The 24,753-nt window shown below is 72.3% G+C and carries 19 protein-coding genes; 9 read left to right on the forward strand and 10 right to left on the reverse strand.

Annotated features, from left to right (window positions below; all coding sequences use genetic code 11):
• The first annotated feature begins 258 nt into the window (after window positions 1-258).
• Both AB0E24_RS08480 and groL read left to right on the forward strand, forming a co-directional pair.
• Complete coding sequence (locus AB0E24_RS08480) at window positions 259-465, forward strand: cold-shock protein (RefSeq protein ID WP_009716982.1); 207 nt, start codon at window positions 259-261, stop codon at window positions 463-465.
• A gap of 407 nt (window positions 466-872) precedes the next feature.
• Complete coding sequence (groL, locus tag AB0E24_RS08485) at window positions 873-2,498, forward strand: chaperonin GroEL (protein WP_069870626.1); 1,626 nt, start codon at window positions 873-875, stop codon at window positions 2,496-2,498.
• Between the two features lie 121 nt (window positions 2,499-2,619).
• Here groL and murQ read toward each other — a convergent pair whose 3' ends face one another.
• Both murQ and AB0E24_RS08495 read right to left on the reverse strand, forming a co-directional pair.
• Window positions 2,620-3,660: an N-acetylmuramic acid 6-phosphate etherase gene (gene murQ, locus AB0E24_RS08490; protein ID WP_359375558.1), complete on the reverse strand. Its 1,041-nt coding sequence runs from the start codon at window positions 3,658-3,660 to the stop codon at window positions 2,620-2,622.
• Window positions 3,661-3,954: 294 nt separating this feature from the next.
• Entirely contained in the window at window positions 3,955-4,911 is a 957-nt protein-coding gene (locus AB0E24_RS08495; protein ID WP_079258053.1) for a MurR/RpiR family transcriptional regulator, read from the reverse strand.
• Window positions 4,912-5,141: 230 nt separating this feature from the next.
• Here AB0E24_RS08495 and AB0E24_RS08500 point away from each other — a divergent pair, with 230 nt between their 5' ends.
• Together AB0E24_RS08500 and AB0E24_RS08505 are read left to right on the forward strand one after the other, a co-directional pair.
• Window positions 5,142-5,498 carry a DUF8819 family protein gene (locus tag AB0E24_RS08500; protein ID WP_093701802.1) on the forward strand — a complete coding sequence of 119 codons (357 nt, stop codon included), beginning with the start codon at window positions 5,142-5,144 and terminating at the stop codon, window positions 5,496-5,498.
• Window positions 5,498-5,785: a DUF4031 domain-containing protein gene (locus AB0E24_RS08505; RefSeq protein ID WP_079258051.1), complete on the forward strand. Its 288-nt coding sequence runs from the start codon at window positions 5,498-5,500 to the stop codon at window positions 5,783-5,785. The genes AB0E24_RS08500 and AB0E24_RS08505 overlap by 1 nt, the downstream gene beginning before the upstream one ends.
• 46 nt (window positions 5,786-5,831) lie before the next feature.
• On the opposite strand, the gene AB0E24_RS08510 is transcribed toward AB0E24_RS08505, so the two are convergent.
• Both AB0E24_RS08510 and AB0E24_RS08515 read right to left on the reverse strand, forming a co-directional pair.
• Entirely contained in the window at window positions 5,832-6,491 is a 660-nt protein-coding gene (locus AB0E24_RS08510; protein ID WP_079258050.1) for a response regulator, read from the reverse strand.
• A 2-nt stretch (window positions 6,492-6,493) separates the two neighbouring features.
• Window positions 6,494-7,441: a HAMP domain-containing sensor histidine kinase gene (locus tag AB0E24_RS08515; protein ID WP_351372609.1), complete on the reverse strand. Its 948-nt coding sequence runs from the start codon at window positions 7,439-7,441 to the stop codon at window positions 6,494-6,496.
• Window positions 7,442-7,802: 361 nt separating this feature from the next.
• On the opposite strand from AB0E24_RS08515, the gene AB0E24_RS08520 reads away from it, so the two are divergent.
• Entirely contained in the window at window positions 7,803-8,135 is a 333-nt protein-coding gene (locus AB0E24_RS08520; RefSeq protein WP_174884806.1) for a DUF3040 domain-containing protein, read from the forward strand.
• 376 nt (window positions 8,136-8,511) lie between these two features.
• Window positions 8,512-9,858, forward strand: coding sequence for a cation:proton antiporter (locus tag AB0E24_RS08525; RefSeq protein ID WP_359375564.1), 1,347 nt, complete (start codon window positions 8,512-8,514; stop codon window positions 9,856-9,858).
• 549 nt (window positions 9,859-10,407) lie between these two features.
• Here the strand turns inward: AB0E24_RS08525 and AB0E24_RS08530 are convergent.
• On the reverse strand, window positions 10,408-11,646 hold the full coding sequence (locus tag AB0E24_RS08530; protein ID WP_359375566.1) for a Cmx/CmrA family chloramphenicol efflux MFS transporter: 1,239 nt from the start codon (window positions 11,644-11,646) through the stop codon (window positions 10,408-10,410).
• A gap of 225 nt (window positions 11,647-11,871) precedes the next feature.
• On the opposite strand from AB0E24_RS08530, the gene AB0E24_RS08535 reads away from it, so the two are divergent.
• Complete coding sequence (locus tag AB0E24_RS08535) at window positions 11,872-13,344, forward strand: HNH endonuclease signature motif containing protein (protein WP_359375568.1); 1,473 nt, start codon at window positions 11,872-11,874, stop codon at window positions 13,342-13,344.
• 77 nt (window positions 13,345-13,421) lie between these two features.
• On the opposite strand, the gene AB0E24_RS08540 is transcribed toward AB0E24_RS08535, so the two are convergent.
• Both AB0E24_RS08540 and AB0E24_RS08545 read right to left on the reverse strand, forming a co-directional pair.
• Entirely contained in the window at window positions 13,422-13,751 is a 330-nt protein-coding gene (locus tag AB0E24_RS08540; protein WP_359375570.1) for a Pepco domain-containing protein, read from the reverse strand.
• A 58-nt stretch (window positions 13,752-13,809) separates the two neighbouring features.
• Window positions 13,810-14,493 (reverse strand): HD domain-containing protein, encoded by a 684-nt coding sequence (locus AB0E24_RS08545; protein WP_359375572.1) that lies wholly within the window; start codon window positions 14,491-14,493, stop codon window positions 13,810-13,812.
• Window positions 14,494-14,549: 56 nt separating this feature from the next.
• Here AB0E24_RS08545 and AB0E24_RS08550 point away from each other — a divergent pair, with 56 nt between their 5' ends.
• On the forward strand, window positions 14,550-15,278 hold the full coding sequence (locus AB0E24_RS08550; RefSeq protein ID WP_079258043.1) for a copper homeostasis protein CutC: 729 nt from the start codon (window positions 14,550-14,552) through the stop codon (window positions 15,276-15,278).
• Window positions 15,279-15,570: 292 nt separating this feature from the next.
• Here AB0E24_RS08550 and AB0E24_RS08555 read toward each other — a convergent pair whose 3' ends face one another.
• Together AB0E24_RS08555 and AB0E24_RS08560 are read right to left on the reverse strand one after the other, a co-directional pair.
• Window positions 15,571-17,715 carry a HelD family protein gene (locus tag AB0E24_RS08555; protein ID WP_420544214.1) on the reverse strand — a complete coding sequence of 715 codons (2,145 nt, stop codon included), beginning with the start codon at window positions 17,713-17,715 and terminating at the stop codon, window positions 15,571-15,573.
• Window positions 17,716-18,155: 440 nt separating this feature from the next.
• Window positions 18,156-19,805 (reverse strand): DNA repair helicase XPB, encoded by a 1,650-nt coding sequence (locus AB0E24_RS08560; protein ID WP_069870596.1) that lies wholly within the window; start codon window positions 19,803-19,805, stop codon window positions 18,156-18,158.
• 171 nt (window positions 19,806-19,976) lie between these two features.
• On the opposite strand from AB0E24_RS08560, the gene AB0E24_RS45970 reads away from it, so the two are divergent.
• Entirely contained in the window at window positions 19,977-20,993 is a 1,017-nt protein-coding gene (locus AB0E24_RS45970) for a VanZ family protein (RefSeq protein ID WP_435865251.1), read from the forward strand.
• A 58-nt stretch (window positions 20,994-21,051) separates the two neighbouring features.
• On the opposite strand, the gene AB0E24_RS08570 is transcribed toward AB0E24_RS45970, so the two are convergent.
• Window positions 21,052-24,537: a helicase C-terminal domain-containing protein gene (locus AB0E24_RS08570; protein ID WP_359375796.1), complete on the reverse strand. Its 3,486-nt coding sequence runs from the start codon at window positions 24,535-24,537 to the stop codon at window positions 21,052-21,054.
• Window positions 24,538-24,753 lie beyond the last annotated feature (216 nt).

Consider the following 24,753-nt stretch of genomic DNA (forward strand, 5'->3'; position numbering starts at 1 on the left):
AAGTGTGCGCGCGAATTGTCGGGTTGGCTCTTTATGTCCAGCCCGGCTTGCCCGAACTTCACATAATTTCTCACTTTTAACCGTTCGACCGTGCCCAGAATTCTCGTCCGATTGACCTGTTGCAGAGGGCGTTGGGACGGATACATTCAGCGGCGGTCGACGCGTTCCGGCGCACACCCCCCACATCCGGGGGGTGAGGTCTGACCCGGGTCCGCGGAGTGCGGTCCTGCGCAAGGGCCAGCAATAGGGGAGTTAGGAATGGCTCAGGGCACCGTCAAGTGGTTCAACGCGGAGAAGGGGTACGGCTTCATCGCGGTCGACGGTGGTGCGGACGTGTTCGTCCACTACAGCGCGATCCAGATGGACGGGTACCGCACCCTCGAGGAAGGCCAGCGGGTCGAGTTCGAGATCTCGCAGGGCCAGAAGGGCCCGCAGGCCGACATGGTCCGCGTGGCCGTAGGCTGACGCGCCGACGCGACGCAGCTGAATCGAACAAACCGAAGGGTCCGTCTCCCGTAACAGGGTACGGACCCTTCGGCATGCCCGTCGCCCGGCCCGCCCGCTTCGGGCACCCACGCCCTCCCGGTCCCCCTTCGGGCGCTTGCGCCCTCCCGTCACCCGACCACCACCCCTCACGGACGCCCCTCGGGCGCTTGCACTCGATAGGCCCGAGTGCTAATCATTGGCGTTAGCACTCTGACGTTGAGAGTGACAGAAGGACCGGGTCGGTGAGGCCCGCCAGGCCGTGCGGAGCAAGGAACCGCGGGGCAGGCAGGCCGTCCGTCGCGGGCGCCAGCGCGGTCCGGAGCAATCCGCCCCCACGGCCTAACGGCCTGGGAGGTACCCCCTAAGTCTTGGGAGGACCACTTCACATGGCCAAGATCATCGCGTTCGACGAGGAGGCACGGCGCGGCCTCGAGCGCGGGATGAACCAGCTCGCCGACGCCGTCAAGGTCACCCTCGGCCCCAAGGGCCGTAACGTCGTCCTCGAGAAGAAGTGGGGCGCCCCCACGATCACCAACGATGGTGTATCCATCGCCAAGGAGATCGAGCTCGAGGACGCGTACGAGAAGATCGGTGCCGAGCTGGTCAAGGAGGTCGCGAAGAAGACGGACGACGTCGCCGGTGACGGCACGACGACCGCGACCGTCCTCGCCCAGGCGCTGGTCAAGGAGGGCCTCCGCAACGTCGCCGCGGGCGCCAACCCGATGGCCCTCAAGCGCGGCATCGAGAAGGCCGTCGAGGCCGTCTCCGCCCAGCTGCTCGAGCAGGCCAAGGACGTGGAGACCAAGGAGCAGATCGCCTCCACCGCCTCCATCTCCGCCGCCGACACCCAGATCGGCGAGCTCATCGCCGAGGCGATGGACAAGGTCGGCAAGGAAGGCGTCATCACCGTCGAGGAGTCGCAGACCTTCGGGCTCGAGCTCGAGCTCACCGAGGGCATGCGCTTCGACAAGGGCTACATCTCCCCGTACTTCGCGACGGACATGGAGCGTATGGAGGCGTCGCTCGACGACCCGTACATCCTGATCGTCAACTCCAAGATCAGCAGCGTGAAGGACCTCCTCCCGCTGCTCGAGAAGGTCATGCAGTCGGGCAAGCCGCTGCTGATCATCGCCGAGGACGTCGAGGGCGAGGCCCTGGCGACCCTGGTCGTCAACAAGATCCGTGGCACCTTCAAGTCCGTCGCCGTCAAGGCCCCGGGCTTCGGTGACCGCCGTAAGGCCATGCTCGGCGACATCGCCATCCTCACCGGTGGCACCGTCATCTCCGAGGAGGTCGGCCTCAAGCTGGAGAACGCCGGTCTCGACCTGCTCGGCCGCGCCCGTAAGGTCACCGTCACCAAGGACGAGACCACCATCGTGGACGGCGCCGGCGACACCGAGCAGGTGCAGGGCCGCGTCAACCAGATCCGCGCCGAGATCGAGTCCTCGGACTCGGACTACGACCGCGAGAAGCTCCAGGAGCGCCTGGCGAAGCTGGCCGGCGGCGTGGCCGTCATCAAGGCCGGTGCCGCGACCGAGGTCGAGCTCAAGGAGCGCAAGCACCGCATCGAGGACGCGGTGCGCAACGCCAAGGCCGCCGTCGAGGAGGGCATCGTCGCCGGTGGTGGCGTGGCCCTGCTCCAGACCGTCTCGGTCTTCGAGAAGCTGGAGCTCGACGGTGACGAGGCCACCGGTGCCCAGGCCGTGCGCCTGGCCCTGGAGGCCCCGCTGAAGCAGATCGCGGTCAACGCCGGTCTCGAGGGCGGCGTCGTGGTCGAGAAGGTGCGCAACCTGACCCCGGGTCACGGCCTCAACGCCGCGACCGGTGAGTACGTCGACCTCATCGCCGAGGGCATCATCGACCCGGCCAAGGTCACGCGCTCCGCGCTCCAGAACGCCGCGTCGATCGCCGCGCTGTTCCTCACCACCGAGGCCGTCATCGCCGACAAGCCGGAGAAGGCCGCCCCGGCGGGCGCTCCGGGTGGTATGCCGGGCGGTGACATGGACTTCTGATCGACTCGGCGCGTTCGTTCGCCGGTCGGTCGTACCGTCCGATACGTCGGGGCGGCACCCTCTCCCAGGGGTGCCGCCCCGACGGCGTTTTCGGGGTGCCGGGCTCCCGGCCCTCCGGGGCTTACCCCGTGTAGCCCGTGGGTCCCGTGGAGTCCGTGGGTCCCGTGGGCCCCGTGGCGGCATCGAGGGCGGTGCGCAGATGGCCGTGCGCCTCGGCGAGCAGCTTCTCGGCGGTCGGGGCGTCCACCCCGCCCAGGATGGTGAGGATCGCGTTCTTCACCTCGCCGTCCGTGGCCGCCAGCGCGCTCTCGATCCGCTGCTCGGAGGCGCCGGTCGCCAGGAAGACGATTCTTCGGGAACGGGCGCGCAGCTTGTCGTTGGAGGCGCGCACATCGACCATCAGATTTCCGAAGGTCTTGCCCAGCCGGATCATGGTGATGGTCGAGATCATGTTGAGCACCAGCTTCTGGGCCGTGCCCGCCTTCAGCCGGGTCGAGCCGGTGAGCAGCTCCGGCCCCACGACGATCTCGATGCCGTGGTCGGCCGCGGCGGCGAGCGCCGAGTCGGCGTTGCAGGACAGCCCGACGGTGAGCGCGCCGCACCGCCGGGCGTATCGGACCGCGCCCACGGCGTACGGGGTGCGGCCGGAGGCCGAGACGCCGATCACCGTGTCATCGGGGCCGATCCGGAGCCGTTCGAGGTCTCGGGCGGCCAGTTCCTCGCTGTCCTCCGCGCCCTCGACCGAGGTCACCACGGCGTCCGGACCGCCCGCGATCACCCCGACGACCTGCTCGGGCCGGGTGTTGAAGGTGGGCGGGCATTCGCTCGCGTCGAGCACCCCGAGCCGTCCCGCGGTGCCCGCGCCCGCGTAGAGCAGTCGGCCGCCCCGGGACATCCGCGCGGCGATGGCGTCGATGGCGGCCGCGATACGGGGGAGCTCGCCCGCGACGGCGGCGGGGACGGCGGCGTCCTCCGCGTTCATGATCCGGGCGATCTCGAAGGTTTCGAGCCGGTCGATCTCGGCGAGTTCGGGGCGGAACGCCTCGGTGGTCAAGGTGTCGAGCTGGGCGCGGAGCCGTGCGGAGTCCTGGTCGGCCGTGGAGTGGGCGGGGTTGGCTGAAGGGTCGGCCGAGGGGTCGGCTGCGGAGTCGGTGGAAGTCATGGTGCGGCTCTTTCCGGTACGTCAGCGTGAAGGTGGGGGTGACGGTGGCTGAAAGAGCAGCCACCGGGCGAACAGTGACCGAAAAACAGTGACCGGGGCGGGACCGGGATGGGATCCGGATGGGACCGGGGCGGGACCGCCGGGGCGGGACTGGGGCGGGATCGGCGTGGGGACCGCCGGGGTGGGATCGGGTTGGGACCGGCCGGGGTGGGGCCGGGCTGGGATCGGGACGGAATCGGGGTTGGGACCGGCCGGGCTGGGATCGGGACGGAATCGGGGTGGGGCCGGCCGGGCTCAGCGGTGCCCGGGGCGCGGATCGTGGCGGTGCGCCAGGGCCTCGTACGACGCGGAGAGGGCGGGCGCCGCCGATTCGTACGTCCGCTGGGCGACCCCGATGAACAGGCAGTCCACCACCAGCAGCTGGCTGGTGCGGCTGGACATGGCCGCCGGGCGCAGCTCGCTCTCGCGGGCGGTGGAGGTGGTGAGCACCAGGTCCGCGTACTGCGCGACCTCGCCGTTCGGCCGTCCGGTGATCGCGACGGTGGTCGCCCCGCGCTCGAAGGCCACTCGCAGCGGCTCGATGACGTCCGTCGTACGCCCGGAGTGGGTGATCGCGATGGCCACGTCGCCGGAGTGCAGCTGGACCGCGTTGGTGACCGCGAGGTGCGGGTCGGCGTGGGCATGGGCTATCAGCCCGATACGCAGCAGCTTCTGGACCAGGTCCTGGCCGACCAGGCTGGACGCCCCGACCCCGTACACATCGATCCGGCGGGCCGCGGCCAGCGCCGAGACGGCCGCCTCGACCTGGCTGGTGTCCAGACCGGCGGCGGTGTCCGCCAGGCACTGCTGCTCCTCGCGCGCCAGCTTGGTGACCACGTCGGCGATTGGATCGTCGACCGCGATGTCCGCGGTGACGGCGGGGGCCCGGCCGGCGGCCTGCTGCGCGGCGAGCGCGGCGAGCGCGAGGCGCAGATCGCGGTATCCGGGGTAGCCGAGCAGCCGGGAGGTGCGCACGACGGTGGCCTCGCTGGTGCCGGTCCGCTCGGCGAGCCCGGTGACGGTGAGGGCCGCGCAACCGGCCGGATCACCCGCCACGGCCTCGGCGACGCGCTGCATGGAGCGGGTCATGGAGGGGCCTAAGGTGCGGACCTTCGCGGCGAGGGCGGCCGGGGCAGGCGGGGTGGGCGGAATCGGCGGGGTGGCGTCGGGCTGCGGTGGAGGCATGAAAGTTTCCTTCAGATGGCTACTCATCCGCGAAAACTATTTCCGGCCACGGACTCCGTCAACCCTCCCGACGGCCGCGCGACCCGCCGGTGAACAGGGACTGTCGATGAACAGGGACTGCCGATGCACAGGAACCACCGGTGAATAGGGACCACCCCGCCGGTGAACAGGCACCGAGGCGAAATGAACCGGGCGGGAGTGAGCCCGGGGACGAAACGAACAGGCGGCGGAAGGAAGCAAAGGTGACAATGGGACCCATGAAGCTCGAACAGGCACTGCACGCGGCCCGCGCCCTCGTCCTGGCCGACCTCGCCGCGGGGGAGGTCGCCCGGGCCGACATCGTCTCGCTGGTCGAAGACGCGATCGCGCATCGGCGGTGGTGGGTCGAGCAGTGGCCGGAAGGCGTCGCGTATGTCGCCGGTCTGGTCGCCCAGGACGTCCAGGACGCCCTGCTGGAACGGTACGGCCGATGGCCGCTGTGCCCGGTCTGCACCCAGGGCGGCGACCTCCACGCTCTCGATGTGGAGCCCGAGTTGGGCTCCGACCCGCACTGGGTCTGCGGCAAGACGGCGGTCGCGGTGGCCCGCGTGGGATCGCTGGGCACCACCCTCTGATGGCCGTACTGATCGACCCGCCCTCATGGCCGGGCCACGGTCGCCTGTGGTCCCACCTCGTCAGCGATGTCTCCTTCGCCGAACTCCACGCCTTCGCCGCCCGCATCGGCGCCCCGCGCCGGGGCTTCGACCGCGACCACTACGACCTGCCGAGCGAGCTGTACGCGAAGGCGGTACGGGCGGGCGCGGAGGAGGTCGGCAGCAAGGAACTCCTCCGCCGCCTCAAGGCCGCGGGCCTCCGCCGCCCCAAGCGGGCCGCGGGCCGCCTGGGGCGATCCGGCTCCTAGCTCCTACGGTTCGATCGGGCCGGGCTGGTTCGATCGGGCCGGGCTTCTACGGTTCGATCAGGCCGACGCGGATGGCGTAACGGGTCAGCTCCAGCCGGTCCTTCAGGCCGAGTTTCTGTAGCAGGTTGGCGCGGTGGCGCTCGACGGTCTTGACGCTGATGACGAGCAGGTCGGCGATCTGCTGTGAGCTGTGCCCCTCGGCGACCAGCTTGAGGATCTCCTCCTCGCGGCTGGTGATGGGCCGCCCGGGGATGCTCTCGCCCTCCTGGAGGCGGCCCAGGTAGTTGCGGATGAGCGCGTTGACGGCGCCGGGGTAGAGGAACGGTTCGCCGCGCATGGTGGCGCGGCAGGCTTCGACGAGATCGCGGTCGGCGACGGACTTCAGGACGTACCCGGAGGCACCGGCCGCCAGCGCCTCGAAGAAGTACTGCTCGTTGTCGTACATGGTCAGGATGAGGATCCGCGTCTCCGGCTGGCTGCGGGCCAGTTCCCGGGCGGCCTGGAGGCCGGTCATACGGGGCATGGCGATGTCGAGGATCGCCAGGTCCGGCCGGTGGGCGCGGGCGGCCTCGATGGCCTCGGCGCCGTCTCCGGCCTCGGCGACGACGGTGAGGTCGGGTTCGCCTTCGAGGATGAGGCGGACTCCGCGGCGGACCAGGGCGTGGTCGTCGGCGAGGAGGATGCGGGTTTCGGTCGCCTCGGGCATGGTCACTGGCTCCGGTGGGGGACGGGGACGGTCAGGCGTACGTCGGTGCCGCCTCCCGGAGCGGACCCGAGGTCGAGTTCGGCGCCGATGAGCAGGGCCCGTTCGCGCATGCCGCGGATGCCCGCCCCCTCGGCGGCGTCGCCCAGGCCCCGGCCGTCGTCGCGGACGCGCAGTTCGACGCCCGCGGGGCCGCGGTTGAGGGCGAGCTCCGCGCGGTGGGCGGCGGCGTGGCGCGCGACATTGGTCAGGCTCTCCTGGGCGACGCGGTAGAGGACGAGTTCGGTCTCCGCCTCCAGCGGCGGCAGATCGGCGGCGATGCGGTGGTGTACGACCAGGGTGGCACCGGTGAACTCGTTGGTGAGGGCCTTGAGGGCGCTGGTCAGCCCCAGCTCCTCGAGAACGCCGGGGCGCAGCCGCCGCGCGATGCGGCGGATCTCGTCCAGGCTGGTCCGGGTGGTCTCCTGGACCTGGTGCAGATCCTCGCGCAGATCGGGCGGCGCGTGGCCCGCGGCCCGGTTGAGTTCGAGCAGGACGGCCGTAAGGCTCTGGCCGACCTCGTCATGGAGTTCCTGGGCGATCCGATGACGCTCCGACTCCTGGGCGGACAGGGCGCGGGCGGCGCTGGTGGCGCGCTCGGCCTCCAGCCGGTCGAGCATGGCGTTGAACGTCGTGATCAGCTCGGCGACCTCGCCGCGCCCGCCCACGGCGGGGCGCTGTGCCGGGCGCAGCAGATCGATGGTGGTCATGGCGCGGGTGAGCCGCTGGAGTGGGACGAGGCCGATACGCAGCAGCAGCCCATTGGCGATCAGCATCACGCCCAGCCCTCCGGTGAGCACGGCGGCCTCGGTGAGCAGCACCGGGGTGGAGACCGTGACCGGCCCGAGCAGCAGCGCGGTGGCAATGATCAGCACCACGGCGTTGAGCAGGAAGATCCGCCAGAACAAGGACATCGTGTGCCGTCTGCTCCTTTTGGTCCTTTTGGCGGGGTGGGGTGGGTGGGTTGGCGGGTTGGTGCGGTGCGGTGGGCCGGTGGCTGTTGGTGGCGCGCCAGTTGCCTCTTCTCTATCACCCGTGGCCGTTGTCCCGGCCGGAGGAAGGGGCGGGGCCGGGACGGGTGTCGGGATGAGGGCCGGGACGGGCGTCGGGGTGGAGACCAGGAGCGGCACGGAGATGGGCGCGGGCGAGGGGACGGGCGTCGGCATGGGGGTCGTCCACCGGCGGAGATGGGGGTCGGCCCCGATGGTGGGGCGCGTGGCCGACGTGTGACCGTGGTAGTGACGCCGTGCAGGCCCGTCCGTGGGAGGAGCAGCGATGGCAGCGCCCGGAGACATCCAGCTGCACGAGCTCGAGGAGCGGATGGCGCGGAGTGACCCGCGCTTCGCCCGTGGCCTGGGAGAGGGACGGCCCCGCCGTCCCCGGGAGTACCGGCGTGGACCGGCGTGGGTGCTGCTCGCCGTCTCACTGGCGATGCAGGTGGCCGGGATGCTGCTGCCGCAGGGTCTGCTCCTCGCGGCGGGCCTGGTCGTGGCGGGTATTGCGGCACACCAGTTCGTATCCCCGCCTGGACGCCGATCCGATCGGCCCTGGTGGCGGCTGCCACATTCCCGGCATGGCACGAACGGGCCCGCGCCGAGGCACGGATGAGCCCGAGCAGAGGCACGGACGAGTCCGGGTCGTAGCGTGCCCGAGCCCGCGCTGGAGTGCGACCGAGCCCGCGCGGATGGGTGACCAGGCCCGCGTCGGTGGGTGACCGAGCCCGCGCCGGACGGCGAATTGCCCTTTGACGAGGGGTGACTTGCCCTCGGACGAGGGGCAACGGCCCTTGGACGAAGGAGAAGGAGGACGCATCCGCCTCGTACACCGCGACCGCCGCGACCGCCCCGTACACCGCGACTGCCCCGACCGCCGCGGCATCCCGGCCCGTTCCCGCCGATGAATCTGACGAAGCCGAAGAATCTAACGAAGCTGACGAACCTGATGAAGCCCACGAACCTGATGTAGCTCACGAAGGTGGTGACCCGTGGGACATGCCGACACTCTGCTCGCTCTGGGCGGCGCCTTTCTGGCCGCCGCTGTCCTTGCCCGCCTCGGCAGCCGGATCGGGCTGCCGACCATCCCGCTGTTCATGCTCGCCGGGATCCTGCTGGGCCCCCACACCCCCGGCCTGGTCCTGGTCGAGGACGCGCGCGACTTCGAGATGCTCTCGGCCCTCGGGCTGGTGCTGCTGCTGTTCTACCTGGGCCTGGAGTTCCACCTCGACGATCTCCGGAGCGGCGGCCGGCGACTGCTGGCCGCGGGCGGGATCTACCTGCTGCTGAATGTCGGCGCGGGCCTCGGGTTCGGGTTCGCCCTCGGCTGGGGTGCCCGGGAGGCGCTGGTGCTCGCGGGCGTCCTGGGCATCTCGTCCTCCGCGATCGTCACCAAGATCCTGATCGACCTGGGCCGTATCGCCCGCCCGGAGACGCGTCTGATCCTGGGCGTGATCGTGGTGGAGGACATCTTCCTCGCGCTCTACCTCGCCGCGCTCCAGCCCGTCATCAGTGGTGCCCAGGGCATCCAGGAGACGGTTCTCCAGGCGGGCAAGGCATTCGGGTTCCTGCTGGCGCTGGCGGTCGCGGCCCGCTACGGCACCCGGCTGATCGGGCGTCTGATCTCGGTCCGCGACAACGAACTGCTGGTCATCACCTTCCTCGGCACCGCGGTCCTGGTGGCCGGGGTCTCCGAAGTCCTCGGCGTCGCGGATGCTATCGGCGCCTTCATGGCCGGGCTGATCCTGGCGGGAACCCGTTCCGGTCCGCGGATACGCGAACTGGTGCACCCGCTGCGCGACGCCTTCGCGGCCATCTTCTTCTTCGCCTTCGGGCTGGCCATCGACCCCGGCGACATCGCGTCCGTCGCCGCCCCGGTGGCCGCCGCCGCGGCGCTGACCATCGTCATGAATGTGATCGCCGGACTGCTGGTGGCGCGCCTCTACCGCTACGGCCCCGAGCCCGCCGCGGACATCGCCACCACGCTGCTGGCGCGCGGGGAGTTCGCCCTGGTCCTGGCCGCCATGGCCACCAGCGCCGGACTCGATGCGAGACTGGCGCCGTTCATCGCCGGTTACGTCCTGGTTCTCGCCGTCCTCGGCCCCGTCGTCGCCGGACGCGCGCACCTGCTGGCCTGCGTGCTGCGGTCGGTGCGCACGGCCCCGCCCGACGACCGACCGGACCCCGCCTCGGCTGCCCCCGCCCCGGCATCGGACGCGCCCGGCGCCAGCGGCTCCGAGACTGCCGGTGCCGGATCCCGGCCAATGCCATCGGCTCCGGTGTCATCCGCACGGGTGTCATCCGCGGGGGTGTCATCCCCAGGCGAAGCGGAACGGTGACACCGGGTCCGCCCGGGACGGGGCGGGAGGCGCCCACCGTCGCGTCGAAGCGGCCCCACCGAAGAAGGCGCCGAAGCCCAACGCCCCCCCGGCGGCTCGGCCGCGCCGCACCAGAGAAGCCACCGGTCCCGCGCGCCCGGGTCGCGCGCGTCCGAGCCCGGCACATCGGAATCGGCACGCCCGAGCCCAGCCCCCGATTCCGGCGCGGCTGAACCCCGTACTCCGTGCATCCGAACCCCGCGCACGCGAACCCAGCACCCGTGCCCGGCGCAGCCAACTCCGCCCACGCGAATCCCGCGCAGCCGAGCCCTGCACCGGCACCCCGCGCCGAGCCCTGCCCCTCACCCCTGCGCGCCCGAGCCCAGCATCCGAGCCGATTCACTCGAGCCCGGCGCGGCCGGACCCCGTGCACGCGAACTCCGCAGGCCGAACCCCGCCCCGAGCCCGGCGCGGCTCAACCCGGCACGCGACCTCCGCGCACCCAAGCCCGGTACACCCACCCGCGCGCCCGAACCCAGACGCACACGCCCCCCGCTCCCCCCGCCCCCGCTACCGCGTCTCCGAACGCTGCGACGGCCGGGAGCCCGGGTCGTACGAGGCGGCAGGTGCCGAGGACGCGATGACGCGTGAGGCGCCCGCCGCGTGGTGCAGCCGCATCGCGGCGACCGTCGTCACCGCGCCCGTACCGGCGAGCGCGGCGCCCGTCCAGGCGACGGCCGGGTAGCCCCAGCCCGCGTCGATGACGAGGCCGCCGAGCCACGGGCCCACCGTGTTGCCGATGTTGAAGGCCGAGGTGTTCGTCGCGCCCGCGAGTGTGGGGGCGGAGTTGGCCAGGTTGAACATCCGGGCGTTGAGCGCGGGCGCGGTGAGGAAGGCGGTGAAGCCGAGCATCAACGCCAAGGTCACGGCCGCGACCGCGCTGTGCGCGGTGAGAGCCAGCGCGCTCAGCACGGCCGTCGAGGCGACGATGCCCCAGAACATCGTGCCGAACAGATGCGCGTCCGCGATCCGCCCGCCGATCACCGTACCCAGCAGCGCGCCGACCCCGAACAGCGCGAGCACGGTCGGCACCCAGCCCTCGTCCAGCCCCGCCACATCCGTCAGCAGCGGCCCGAGGTAGGAGAACAGGCAGAAGACCGCGCCGCCGCTCAGCGCGGTGGCGGCCAGCGCCAGCCACACCTGCCGGTCGCGGTAGATGCGCAGCTCGGCCCGCAGCCGCGGCTGGTCGTCCCCGGTGGGCACCTTCGTACGCGGTACGAGGGTGGCGACTCCGATCAGCCCGAGCACCGACAGCCCGGCCACCGCCCAGAAGGCGGCCCGCCAGCCGGCGTGCTGCCCGAGGAGCGCCCCGGCCGGGACTCCGGCGATGTTCGCGATGCTCAGCCCGCCGACCATCACCGCCATCGCCTTCGCCCGCGCGTTCACCGGCACCAGCGATACGGCCACCGCGGCGCCCACGGCCCAGAACCCGGCACACGCCAGCGCGCTCACCACCCGGGACGCGAACAGCACCCCGTACGACGGCGCCACCGCCCCCGCGACCTGCCCGAGCCCGAACACCGCCAGCAGCGCCATCAGCGTCGTCCGCCGCGGCAACCGCAACGTGGCCGCCGCCAGCACCGGCGCCCCGACCACCATCCCGATCGCGAAGGCCGATATCAGCAGCCCGGCCGTGGGAATCGACACCCCCATGTCCCGCGCGACGGGTTGCAGCAGCCCCGACAGCATGAACTCGGACGTACCGAGCGCGAACACGGACAGCCCGAGGACGTAGACCGCCAGGGGCATGCGGGGGCGAGCGGAAACCGTTGGGGAGGAGGGCATGCCAGGCTCAACATCGTGGAACGACGTCGGCATTCCTGCGCGGAACATCGGGATGTGCGCTTCTCGAACGTTCACTCGATGGTGTGGACTGATGGTTGTGACCTGGTTTCGTCACGCTGAGTGAGGAAGGATGGAGCTGTGAACCCGCTGGGGGAGGCGGGTCGAGGAGATCACTGGGGGGTGGTCGACATGACGGAGGAGACGACCAGCGAACTGAACGGCCCGGGCACACCGGACGAATGGGCCGCCTATCTGGCAACAGCAGCACCGGGGCCGGAGACCGCGGCCGTACTGCCGGTCCTGGACGCGGAGAAGCTGTCCCGCACCGGTCGGATCGATGCACTGAAAGCTCTGGAGCGTCACACGGGATGGATCCAGGCGCACCAGGCCCAGATCCTGGCCGCGTTGGAAGCGGACGCCGACGCGGAGCTACCGGCGGCCGTACGGGAGCGCGACGCGGAGGCCGTCTGGAACTTCACCTGCGAGGAAGTCGCCTGTGCGCTGAAGTTGTCCGGCACGACGGCCGCAAAACGCCTGGAGGTCGCCCGCGAGCTCGACCGGCACTACCCCACCACGCTGGGGATGCTGGAGCGCGGAGAGATCTGCTACATGCAGGCAGTAGCCGTCACCGAGGCATGCGCGGTCCTGGACCCGGAGGTGGCGGGGCAGGTCGAGGCCGTCTTGGTGGAGAAGATGCCAGGTTTGGCCACCGGCCAGACCCGCCGCGCTCTGTCCCGCGAAATCCTACGAGCCGATCCGCACGGCGCCGAGCAGCGCCACCAGGCCCGTAAGCGCGAGCGGCAGATGGTCCACTACCCGAAGGACGACGGCATGGCGCTTTGGGGCGCCACCCTCCCGGCCGAACAGGCCGCCGCCATGAACGCCGCCGTGGACGCCCACGCCGGCACCCTGCCCGACGAGGGCCGCACCTTGGAGCAGAAGCGGGTGGACGCCCTGGTCGACCTGGTGCTCAACCGCACCGACCCGGGTGCGGCGACTCCAGGTGCGCGGCCTTCAGGCGAACCGGCTTCGAGCGGGCCAACCCCGAGCGGGTCGGCCCCGGACAGGCTGGGCCCGGACAGGTCGGGCCCGGGCGGGCCGATCACAAGTGGCCCGATCACGAGTGGCCCGATCACGAGTGGGACGACCGCAGGTGGCCGCTCGGCGGCGGTGGTCCAGGTCACCGTCCCCTTGGACGTCCTGATCGGCGACAGCGACGACCCGGCCCAGCTCAAGGGCTACGGCCCGATCACCGCAGGGCAGGCCCGGAGGATCGCCTTCGCCAAGGGCACGGTCTGGCATCGCCTGATCATCGAACCGAAGACGGGGATGCTGATCAAGACCGACCCCACCACGTACAAACCCACCGCCGAAACGGAGCGTCATGTCATCGCGCGCGACGCCTACTGCACCTTCCCTGCTTGCCGCATGCCCGCTCGCCGCTGCGACCTGGACCATGTCGAGCCGTTCAACCACCACGACCCGGCGGCGGGCGGCCAGACGGTCCCGGAGAACCTCGGGGCGTTGTGCAGACGCCACCATCGGATGAAGACCCACCACCCCGGCTGGGCGGTGAAGCGCGACTCCCGAACCGGCACCACCACCTGGACCGCTCCCACCGGCCACAGGTACACCAACCGACCCCATGACTACCGTCACTGATCGGCTTGGTTCCGTTCGTCGGCGCCCTGCTCGCCACAGACAAGGAGCCGTCCACCCCTGCCCTCTGCGACCCGGTCTCAAGGGCGCTTGAACGTGAGGGTGAGCCCTCGGGTGCCCTGGACCTGGCCGGTGCCTATGAGCTGGACGCCGCCACTCGCGGTGACCTGGAAGGACAGCTGGGCCTCCGCGAGTGGGAGGGTGCCGCCGCGGGCGGCGACGTCGGCGAAGACCTGCTGGAGGGCGTCGACGGTCGCGGCGAGGTTCTTGCGCAGTGGGCCGAGCGGGACCATGCGCAGCTCGGGGTTGCCGCCGCCGAGGATGCCCATCGAGTCGTCGTCGCCGTCCTCGGTCACCTCGACCCAGAAGGGGAGTGCCTGGTCATCGAGGTGTACTGCGTTGTCGTCCATGCTGCCCCCCTGGCGTGCGCGGATGGTGCGTCAACTCTAGAGCCACGAACGGCGCATATTACGCACCGAGCAGTTCCAGCTCCGTGGTCATGTTGTGGCGGGCGGGGGCCTCCCAGCGGTCGTGGGCCGCCGGGGTGCGGAAGAGGTGGGGCAGGCCCAGCAGGTGGCGGAGGACGTCGGCGCGGCCCTCGCGGAAGGTGTCGTCGGGGACGAAGGCGTACTCCTCCCGTACCGCCGCCGCGTAGGCGCCGTAGTCCTCGGGGGAGCCCGCCAGGACGGCGAGGTCGGCGTCGCAGAGGACTTCGCCGTTGGTGTCGCCCTCGGCGGGGTCGTGGTCGCGGGTGAGGAGGACGAGGCGGACGGTTTCGGCCGTGCGGGGGGCCGGGACGGCGGCCTCGGTGAGGGCGCGTTCGGCGAGGCGGGCGCTGCGTTCCTCGTTGGTCGAGCGGTCGGGGAGGTAGACGGCGTCGTGGAACCAGGCGGCGAGGCGGATGGCGGCGGGGTCGGGGGCCTGGACATGGGGCAGCAACTCGTCCACCCGGTCCAGGACCGCGAGCAGGTGGTCGGTCGTGTGGTAGCGGCGCTGGGGTTCGGCCCAGCGGGTCAGGAGGTCCTCGCCGTACGGAACGGGAGACGGAGTCTTCGCTTCCGTCGTCGCTTCCCGGGCGGTGGTGAGGAGGTCCGCCCAGCGGGTGAGCAGCGCGTCATGGGCCGGATGGCGGGCGGGTGCGGGTGCGGGCATGGGCCAATTGTGGGGTACGGGTTTGACCTCTTGTGCGGTGTGGCAAGCTGTGGGGCATGTCTAGACCAATTCTCGAGGTAATCGCCCTGAACCCGGCGGACGCGATCGCCGCACAGGCCGGAGGGGCGGACCGCCTCGAACTGGTCACCGACATGGCCGCCGACGGGCTCACCCCGTCCCGTGAGACCTTCGCCGCCGTCCGTTCGGCCGTCGACCTGCCGGTGCGGGTGATGCTCCGCGCGTCCGACGGCTTCGCGGCCGGGGACACCGCCGCGTTCGACGCGCTGTGCGAGGCCGCCGCCGTGCTGCACTCGGAGGGGGCGGACGAGTTCGTCCTGGGCTTCCTGACCGACGACGGTGGGGTCGACCTGGCCGCCGTGACCGCGCTGGCCGAGGTCGTGGGCGCGGGCGGCGGCGTGGACGAGAGCCGCTGGACCTTCCACCGGGCCATCGACCGCGCCGCGGACCGTGACGGGCTGCGCAAGCGGCTCGCCGACGTCCCCGGCCTCGACACATATCTCACCGCCGGGGCGGCGCGCGGCGTCGACGACGGTCTGCCGACCTTGGTCGAGGAAGCGGCGCGGGCCGGTACGCCGGGCTACGAGCCGCGCGTCATGGTCGGCGGCGGGCTCCGCCTCGACCACCTGCCCGCCCTGCGCGCCGCCAGGATCGACGCCTTCCACATCGGCGGCGCGGCCCGCCCCTCGGGGTGGTCGGGCCCGGTCGACGCGGCCGTGGTCGGCCAATGGCGCACGGCCCTGGACGCGCCCGTCCCGGTGGGCTGAAGAGGGGCCAACCGCCGCAGTGATGGACCACCGCTGCGGATGATTCGGCTGAGCGGGGCAGCCGGCGACGGTGGGAGGGGGACGGGGTCGGAGGGGTGGGGTCCTGGACGCTTACGTGTATTTGTGGCGCCAATCTCCGACCAACGCAACGATCTTCGGCCGTCGGCGCCGTAAATATACGGTCCAGGGCCCCGCCCCGGAGGCCCCGGCCCCCGGCCCTCCCACGCGCGGAAACCGCACCCCGCACCCCCGCACCCCCGCACCCGCGCACCCCGCCCCGGACCCGGACCCGTCAGGCGGCCAGTCGCTCCGGCAGGGGTGCGCCGTGGATGACCGTCAGGCCCGAGACCGCGCGGGTCAGGGCGACGTACAGGCGGCGCAGCCCGGTGCGTTCGTCGGGTTCGCCGTCGACCACGGCGGCCGGTTCGTCCAGTACCACGTAGTCGTACTCCAGACCCTTGGCCAGGGTCGCCGGGACGAGGGTGAGGCGGGCCTCGGCGCTGGTCTCCTCGCCGGGAGAGAGGTGGGTCAGGCCCGCCGCGTCGAGGGCCTCGGCCAGGGCCGGGACGCGGGCGTCGGCCGCGATCAGCCCGATCGAGCCCTCATGCCCCAGGGCCTCACGGCAGGCGGCGAGCACGGCCGCGTCCAGCTCGTCCGGTTCCACGGCCCGTACGGAGAAGTCGCCCGCCGCCTCGCGGATCGAGGTGGCCTCCGAGAGGCCGGGGGCGATGGCGGGCAGCAGCCGCGAGGCGTACGCGATCACCTCGCGCGGCACCCGGAAGCCCTGGGTCAGCTCCTCGACCGCCGCCCCGTCCTTGCCCAGATGGGTCAGGGCCTCCTCCCAGCTGGCGGTCGCCCAGGGGGTGGTGCCCTGGGCGATGTCGCCGAGCACGGTGGCCGAGCCGGTGCTGCAACGGCGGCCGACCGCGCGGTACTGCATGGGGGAGAGGTCCTGAGCCTCGTCCAGGACCACATGGCCGAGGGACGGGGTGCGCTCGATGAGGTCGGCGGCCTCGTCGATCAGCACCAGGTCCGCCGGGGACCACTTCGCGGACTTCACCCCGCGCCCGGGCTTCGCCCACAGGATGGTCTTCTGCTCGTCGGCGTCGAGGATGCCGTCGGCGTGGGCGGCCAGGAAGTCGGCGTCGGAGAGCAGCCGCAGCACCAGCTTGGCCGGGTCGACGGGCGGCCAGATCGCCTTGACGGCGGCCTTCACGGCGGGGTTACGGGCCACCGCGTCCTGGACGCGGTCGTCGGGGGCCTCGCCCGCCTGCTCCATCCGGATGAGCACGGCGTGCGCGATGCGCTGCGGAAGCGCCTCGCGGGCCGCGCCGTAGCGGATGTCGCGGGTGAGCAACTCCTCGACGATCTCCTCCAGTTCGTATGCGGGCACCCGCCAGCGGCGGGAGCCGCGCACCACCACACAGGGTTCGGCGGGGGCGGTGACATGCGAGCGCAGGGCGCGGCGCAACACCTCGGCCAGCCGCGCGTCGCCCTTGATACGGGCCGCGTCGGCGGAGTCGGTGCCCCGCGACTCGGCGCCCAGGGACGGGCGGGTCACCAGGTCCTCGACGGTCGCCTGGGCCACTTGCAGTTCGCCGAGGGCGGGCAGGACCTGCTCGATGTAGTGGAGGAAGGACCGGTTCGGGCCGATGACCAGGGTGCCGGAGCGGGCCAGCCGCTCGCGGTGCGCGTACAGCAGATACGCCACCCGGTGCAGCCCCACGGCCGTCTTACCGGTGCCGGGCGCCCCCTGGACGCAGATGGTGCCGCCGATCCCCTGGCGGACGATCTCGTCCTGCTCCGGCTGGATCGTCGCGACGATGTCCCGCATCGGGCCGACGCGCGGGCGCTCGATCTCGGACTGGAGCAGCTTGCTGGTCTGCTCCGCCTCCTCGGGGTCGGAGAGCCTTTCGTCCTCGTACGCCGTCAGCTCGCCGCCCGTGTAGCCGAAGCGGCGGCGCAGCCCGATGTCCATCGGCGCCTTCTTGGACGCCTGGTAGAAGGGCTGGGAGACGGGGGCGCGCCAGTCGATGACCATGGGGTCGCCGTCCCCGTCGTGCACATGGCGGCGGCCGATGTAGAAGCGCTCCCCCGCCGCGCCCTCCGCCGACTCCGCGCCCGGTGTGTGCAGATAGTCCAGACGGCCGAAGAAGAGCGGGGTGTCGGCGAGGTCCGCGAGGGCCTTGATGCGCTCGCTGACCTGGTGGTGCAGCGCTTCGGCGTTGACCCAGTTCGCGGAGACGTCCCGGAGGTCGAGGGCCTCGACGTCGGCGCGCATGGCGCGCAGCGCGGCGCGGGACGCCGTCAGATGGGCGCGCTCCCGCGCGAGTGGGTCCGCGAGTGGGTCCGCGAGAGGATTCGCGAGGGGGTCCGCGAGCGGGCCTGTCAGGGGGTCTGACAGGGGGCCTGGGTGGTCAGGGGCGTGCGAGGGCACGGCGTAGCCTCCGGCGAGCGAGTACACAAAAGCGAGTGCACGAAGTGGGTGCGCGGTACGGATGACGCGCGGTACGAGATGCCGCCCGGTTTCCGTCCGGGCAGCGGCTCTCCCCGTTCGGGACGCGGGAGGCGGCAAGACCGGCGATTGTAGCCAGGGCATGTCGGGGAGGCGAATGAATTATGACCGGCCCGGGGGAGTGGGGCGGGCGGGCTCATGGGTCGGCTCGTGGGCAGGCCCCCGGCCCCAGGTCACGCCTTGGCCCACCGGTCACGCCTTGGCCCCCGGCCGTGCCTTGGCCAGGTGAGTCGGCAGGGCAGTCGGCGATCACCCGTCCCGCACGGCAGAAGTCATGGGGGACGGGTGAGTGGGGACGGGCGAGTGATGACGGGTGACGGTGCCGGAGCCTGCGCCGGACCTCAGACCTCAGACGTCAGACCTCAGACGTCCTCGTCCGCCAGCAGCGCGCTCGCGTCCACGATCCGGTACGCGTACCCCTGCTCGGCCAGGAACCGCTGGCGGTGCGCCGCGAAGTCCTGGTCGATGGTGTCGCGCGCGACCACCGAGTAGAAGATCGCCGGGTGGCCGTCCGCCTTCGGGCGCAGTACGCGGCCGAGCCGCTGGGCCTCCTCCTGGCGGGAGCCGAAGGTGCCGGAGACCTGGATGGCGACCGTGGCCTCGGGGAGGTCGATGGAGAAGTTGGCGACCTTGGAGACGACGAGCACCGACAGCTCGCCCTCCCGGAAGGCGTCGAAGAGCTTCTCCCGCTGGGCGTTGGTGGTCTCGCCCTTGATGACGGGCGCGTCCAGGTGCTCGCCCAACTCGTCCAGCTGGTCGATGTACTGGCCGATGACCAGCGTCTGCTGCCCCTTGTGCCGGGCGACCAGCGCCTCGGTGACGATCCGCTTGGAATCGGTCGTGGCGCAGTAGCGGTACTTCTCGTCGGTCTCGGCGGTCGCGTACGTCAGCCGCTCGGAATCGGTCAGATTGACCCGGACCTCGACACAGTCGGCGGGCGCGATATAGCCCTGTGCCTCGATCTCCTTCCAGGGCGCGTCGAAGCGCTTGGGTCCGATGAGCGAGAAGACATCGGACTCGCGGCCGTCCTCCCGGACGAGCGTCGCCGTGAGCCCGAGCCGCCGCCGGGCCTGGAGATCGGCGGTGAACTTGAAGACGGGCGCGGGCAGCAGATGCACCTCGTCGTAGACGATCAGGCCCCAGTCGCGGGAGTCGAACAGCTCCAGATGCGGATAGATACCCTTCCGCTTGGTGGTGAGCACCTGGTACGTGGCGATGGTGATCGGGCGGATCTCCTTCCGCGTACCGCTGTACTCACCGATCTCCTCCTCGCTGAGCGAGGTACGGCGCACCAGCTCGTGCTTCCACTGCCGGGCGGAGACGGTGTTGGTGACCAGGATCAGCGTGGTCGACTTGGCGGTGGCCATCGCACCCGCCCCCACCAGCGTCTTTCCCGCACCGCAGGGCAGTACGACAACACCAGAGCCGCCGTGCCAGAAGCCCTCCACGGCCTGCTTCTGATACGGCCGCAGCGCCCAGCCGTCCTCGCGCAGCTCGATGGGGTGCGCCTCGCCGTCCACATAGCCGGCCAGGTCCTCGGCGGGCCAGCCCAGCTTCAGCAGCGTCTGCTTGATCTGGCCGCGCTCGGAGGGGTGGACGACGACGGTCTCCGGGTCGATCCGGGCGCCGACCAGCGGCTGGACCTTCTTGGACCGCAGGATCTCCTCGAGGACCGGGCGGTCGCTGGTCTCCAGGACCAGACCGTGGGTGGGGTGCTTGAGCAGCCGCAGCCGCCCGTAGCGGGCCATGGTCTCCGCGACGTCCACGAGGAGGGCGTGCGGGACGGGGTAGCGGGAGTACGCGACGAGGGCGTCCACGACCTGCTCGGCGTCGTGCCCGGCGGCGCGGGCGTTCCACAGCCCCAGCGGGGTCACCCGGTAGGTGTGGATGTGCTCGGGCGCCCGCTCCAGCTCGGCGAAGGGCGCGATGGCGCGGCGGCAGGCGTCCGCCTGCTCGTGGTCCACCTCGAGCAGGAGCGTCTTGTCGCTTTGGACGATGAGGGGTCCATTCACGCGCCTGGGTCCTTTCGTGCTGCCGGCCAAAGAACCAGTGTCCCCCATCGAGAAGGCGTGGCGGAGAGCCACAGGGATACTCCGGGCGGCTACGGGCAAGCGGCGAAGACGGATTGGATCGACGGGGGCACGACAACTGGGCCCGAGCTACCTGGGCGGGAGGGAGTCCCTGTGATCAGCATCGCTGGATGGGAGATCCGGCGGACGGCGGACAAGAGGACGACGGTGAAGCGGGCGGCGGAGAGGAAGTCTGCGGAGAGGAAGTCGACGGAGGGGAAGTCGGCGGAGAGGAAGTCGGCAGAGAAGCGGACGGCGGCGAAGCGGACCGGGGAGGGTTCCCGGCCGACCGGGAACCAGACGAAGGGGAGCGGCAAGGAGAAGGGGGCGCGGACGGGCGGGGGGCCGACGAAGGGGGCCTCTGGGACCGCGAAGCAGCAGGCCGCGAGGCAGCAGGCCCCGAAGCGGCAGACCGCGAAGCCTGGGTCCGCGAAGCCTGGGTCCGCGAAGGCCCGGACGACGAAGGCTCAGTCCACGAAGGCCCAGTCCACCAAGGTCCAGTCCACGAAGGCACGGACCACGAAAGCCGCCCAGCCCGCGAAAGCCCAGTCCACCAAAGCCCGAACCGCCGAGTCCCAGGCCCTGGAGCCTCAGGGCGTCCCGGAGAAGGCGCTGCTCCAACGCAAGTCGTTCGGCGCGCGCGTCGCGCGGGGGCTGGTGCTGCTCGTGGCGTTCGTCTGCATGGTCGGCTTCGCGGCGGCGCTCGCCAAGGCCACGCTGGTGCCCTCGCCCGATTCGGTCGACCTCGTGCACACCAATCTGCATCCGGGGCGGTCCCTGCGCACCTACATCGACCAGCCCGCCTTCCGGGACACGGTGAAACAGATCGGCGGCAATGTGCTGCTCGGCGCGCCCTTCGGGGTGCTGCTGCCGATGCTGGTGCCCAGGACGCGGGGCGCGGTGCGGGTGGCGGTGGTGACGGCTTTGGTGATGGTGGCCGTCGAGACCGTTCAGGGGCTGATCGTCGAGGGCCGGGCCTTCGACATCGACGACGTGATCCTCAACACGACGGGTGCGCTGCTCGGCTATGTCGTGGTCGGCCGTCGGCTCGGCCATGCCCTGTATCCCCGTCGCCGCCACTGGTGGCACCGGTGGACCCGGCGCGGGACCCAGCCACCGCCCACCGTGTGACCTGCCAGTCCGTGGCTGCGGCAGTGGAGGCGAAGGTGGAGGTGGCTGTGGCCGTGGCCTATGTCGCGTCCTCGGCCAGTTCGGCGGCGCCCGTGATGCGGTGCAGGGGGTACGTACGGATCTCGTCCGAGGTGTGGTCGTACGCGGTGACGAAGCCGCCCTCGACCCGGACCGGGGCGATCACGCGCTGGGTGGCCGCGCCGTTCGCGTTGACGTAGCCGATCCAGACGTTGGAGCCGGTCAGGGCCGCCGCCTGCATGGTGGCGAGGGTGTCGGCGGAGGTGGTGCGGGGCAGCCGGTCGCCACCGGCCCCGGAACCGCCCCCGGAACCGCCCCTGGACCTGGCGCCAGACCGCGAACCCGCCCCTGAACCCACCCCGGAATCCGCCCCTGAACCCACTCCGGAATCCGCCCCGGAACCGGTCCCGGAACCATGCGGCCCGGCCTCCGGCCCCGACCCGGCTCCGGACGCGGCCACCGTTTTGTGGGGCGCGGTCGCGGCCAGGTCCCCGGCACGGATGGCGCGTACCGCCGCGCCCAGCAGGGTGGCGTCGGGCAGCGGTGGGCCCTCGGGGACCGGGACGGGCGGCGTACGGGGCGGGGTGCGCTGGGCCTCGGGGCGGCTGATCAGCACATCGCCCTCGGCGGACTCGGCGGCCGGGGCGTACCCCATCGCCCGCAACCCCTCCAGCAGCGTGTCCGGCGGCGCCTGCGCGGCCAGCACGGTGGGGGCCAGGCGGCGCAGCCGCAGCCCCGCCGAGCGGCGGTCGGCGAGGATCTCGGCGAGCAGCGTGTCGTCGTCGCAGCGCAGATACGCGGAGGCGGCGCCGATGCGCAACCGGCCGTGCTTACGGGCCACGTCGTCGACGAGGTAGCTGAGCGGCTGCGGTACCGGGGTGCGGGAGTGCGCGGCGAGGAAGGTGTGCACATCGTCGGCGGTCCGCCCGGCGTCCAACGCACGGCGTACGGACTCGGGCGTGAAGCGGTAGACGGTCGCGCCGCCCTTGGACTCGACATCGGCGAGGACGCCCAGTGTCTCGGCGAGCGGCCGTTCCAGGGGGCCGGGCGCGACGGCGGTCAGGTCGGCCTGGAGCAGGACTTGGTCGAGGGGCTCGGGGAGCAGCGGCGCGAGCAGCCGCGCGGCGTGCGCGGACGCGGTGTCGCTCCCGGAGGTGGGCGGTTCGTCCGGGTGGCGTTCCAGGAGGGCGCGGCCGTGGGAGGAGAGCGCGGCCCGGCCGGTGATCCCGAGCATCTCGGCCTCCGCGATGGTCCAGCGGGCCAGCCGCGAGCGCAGGTCTTCGCTGGTGGGTGAGGTGGCGCCGGGGGCGGACCCGGTGGTTCCGGTAGGCGAGGTGATGCCGGGTGTGGTTCCGGCGGTTCCGGCGGTTCCGGTGGGTCCTGTGCTTCCGGTGCTTCCTGTGCTTCCTGTGGACGATGCGGCCCCGGGGGCGGCCGCGGCGGCGGCACCGCGGTGGCCGGTCGGTCGCTCCCACCGCAGCCGGGCCAGCAGAACCTCAGGGGCGGCAGCGGCACCGGGCGGCAGGGTGGCCAGGAGTCCGAGGATCCGGCGGCGGACCTCGGGGGCCGGGGAGCGATCCAGGTCGGGGCCGAGCGCCGCGAGGGTGCGGCCCCTGCCGTCCCGGCCGCCGACCAGCCCCGCCGTACGGGTCGCGGGCAGCCAGGCGGCGGCGAGCCGTGCCCAGCGCTCCTCGGCGGGCAGCCGTAGCCAGTCGTCGTAGGCGGGGGTGGGGGCGTAGCGCTCGTCGGTCTCGCCGTCGGAGGCCAGCAGCCCGGCCGCGTACGCCAGCTCGATCCAGAAGGCGGCCACCGGTTCGGACACGTCGAGTGCCACGGCGGTCCGCTTGAGGTCGCGGACGCTCAGCCCGCCCGCGCGCAACACGGGCGGCCCGGCGCTCTCCCACTGCCCGAGCAACTCCTCGACGGTGGCCAGAGCGGTGAAGGTCTGGCCCGCGGCGGTGTTGTCCACAGCCTGTGGATTGTGTTCGGTGATGGGCGAGAGCGGCGGGGCCAGCGGCTCGGGGGCGCGGTGCGCGCGGCCGTGGCGCAGATGCAGGGCGACCTCGCGGGGCAGTACGACATTGCGCGGCCCGGACGGCAGCAGCAGCCCGTGGTCCAGCAGCCAGCCGACGGGCGGCGTGGGCGAGGCCACGGACGCCTCACCGTACGGCGGCCCCCAGGTCAGCTTGGCCAGCACGGCCAGCGCGCCCGCCGGCGCACCGTCGAGCAGCGCCGCCATCCGGGCGCGGTCCTGGAACAGCTCGGCCAGAGCCGCCACCGCCGTGACCGGATCGTGCGTGGGCGCCAGCCCGTCCCCCGCCAGCAACTCCTGCAACCGGCCCGGCGACATCCCGGACGCGGCCTCCTGCATGGTCGGGCCGAGACCGGTCGGGGAGGGAGAGGTGGGGGAGGGGGCGAGCAGTTCGCGGGCGGTACGGACGAGCCGGAGCCGATCGTCACCACCCCAGACCAGGGCCTGCTCGCGCAACGTGGCCACGGCACGCGGCAGCTCTGCCGCGATCGTGGCGCGTTCGTCGGGGCTGAGGGGGGTGGCGATGCGCGATGCGGCGCCGACGCCTGCGGCGGTTTCGGCGGCCGGGGTGGGGGTGGGGGTGGGGCCGGATGCGGGCCCGGTGGCCGCGGTGGTTCTGGCGCCTGGCGCGGGCCCGGTGCTTGGCGTGGTTCCGGTGGGAGAGGGGGTTCCGGTGTTTGGCGTAGGCCCGGTGGCCGAGGGGGTTCCGGTGTCGGACGTGGGCCTGACGGCCGAGGGGGGCCCGGCGGCCGAGGGGGCCCCGGTGTTTGGCGTGGTTCCGGTGCCTGACGTGGTTCCGGTGTCGGACGTGGGCCCGGCGACCGAGGGGGCCCCTGCGTCCGAGGGGGCCCCTGCGGCCGAGGCGTCACTCGGGCCTTGGGCGTTCCCGGTGCTCGGGGTGCCTTCCGGGCCCTGGGTCTCCCCGGGACGCCGGGCGTCCTCGGGGCCCGGGGCTTCGGCTGTGCCCCGGCCGTACTTGGGGTCCTGGGTGTCCCCTGGACCCTGGGCGCCCCCTGGACCCTGGGCGTCCTGCGGCCCCCGGGCGCCCTCCCGGCCCCGGGTATTCGCCCGGCCTCGGGCGTCCTGCGGACCGTGAGCGTCTGCCGACCCCCGCGCGCCCCCGGGATCCTGGGCGTCGTCTGGCCCCCGGGCGCCCCCCGGCCCCCGGGCATCGTCCGGACCCCGCACGTCCCCCGAACCCCCCGAGGCCCGCGCGCCCCGCGCGTCTTCCGTGCTGGCGTCGCCCGTCAGCAGATCGCGCAGGGTTTCGTACGGGCATGGGTCGGGTGCGATCGCGAGGGCCTCGGCGGTCTGTTGGGCGAATCGGTCGAGCCGCTCCACGGCTCGTACCACCGAGGCGCGGGTGCCGGCCCGGGTGGCGAGCTGGGTGAGGTCGTTCGGCACCGGGGAGAGCAGATCGGGGCGGGCGCTCAGCAGGGCGGCGAGGGCGTCGTCGGGCCGGGTGCGCAGCTCCTCGGCGAGGGTGCGCGGCACCCCGCGGCCGCGGTCGCTGTGGCCGCCGTTCCGTGGGCCGACGGTGCCTGGGCCGCGGCCCTGTGGGCCGCCGTCCCCGTGGCCGGTGTCTGCGGGCAAGTCATGCCTCCCGGTTGCGCGAGCTGGTCTCTTCGGGCATTTCAGCCCTCCCGATTCCATGAGCTGCTCATTCGATCCACAGTACCCGCGGGGTGCGGGACGCAGGGGATGCGGCGG

The sequence above is a fragment of the Streptomyces malaysiensis subsp. malaysiensis genome (genome assembly GCF_040653035.1).
Taxonomy (GTDB): Bacteria; Actinomycetota; Actinomycetes; order Streptomycetales; family Streptomycetaceae; genus Streptomyces; species Streptomyces malaysiensis.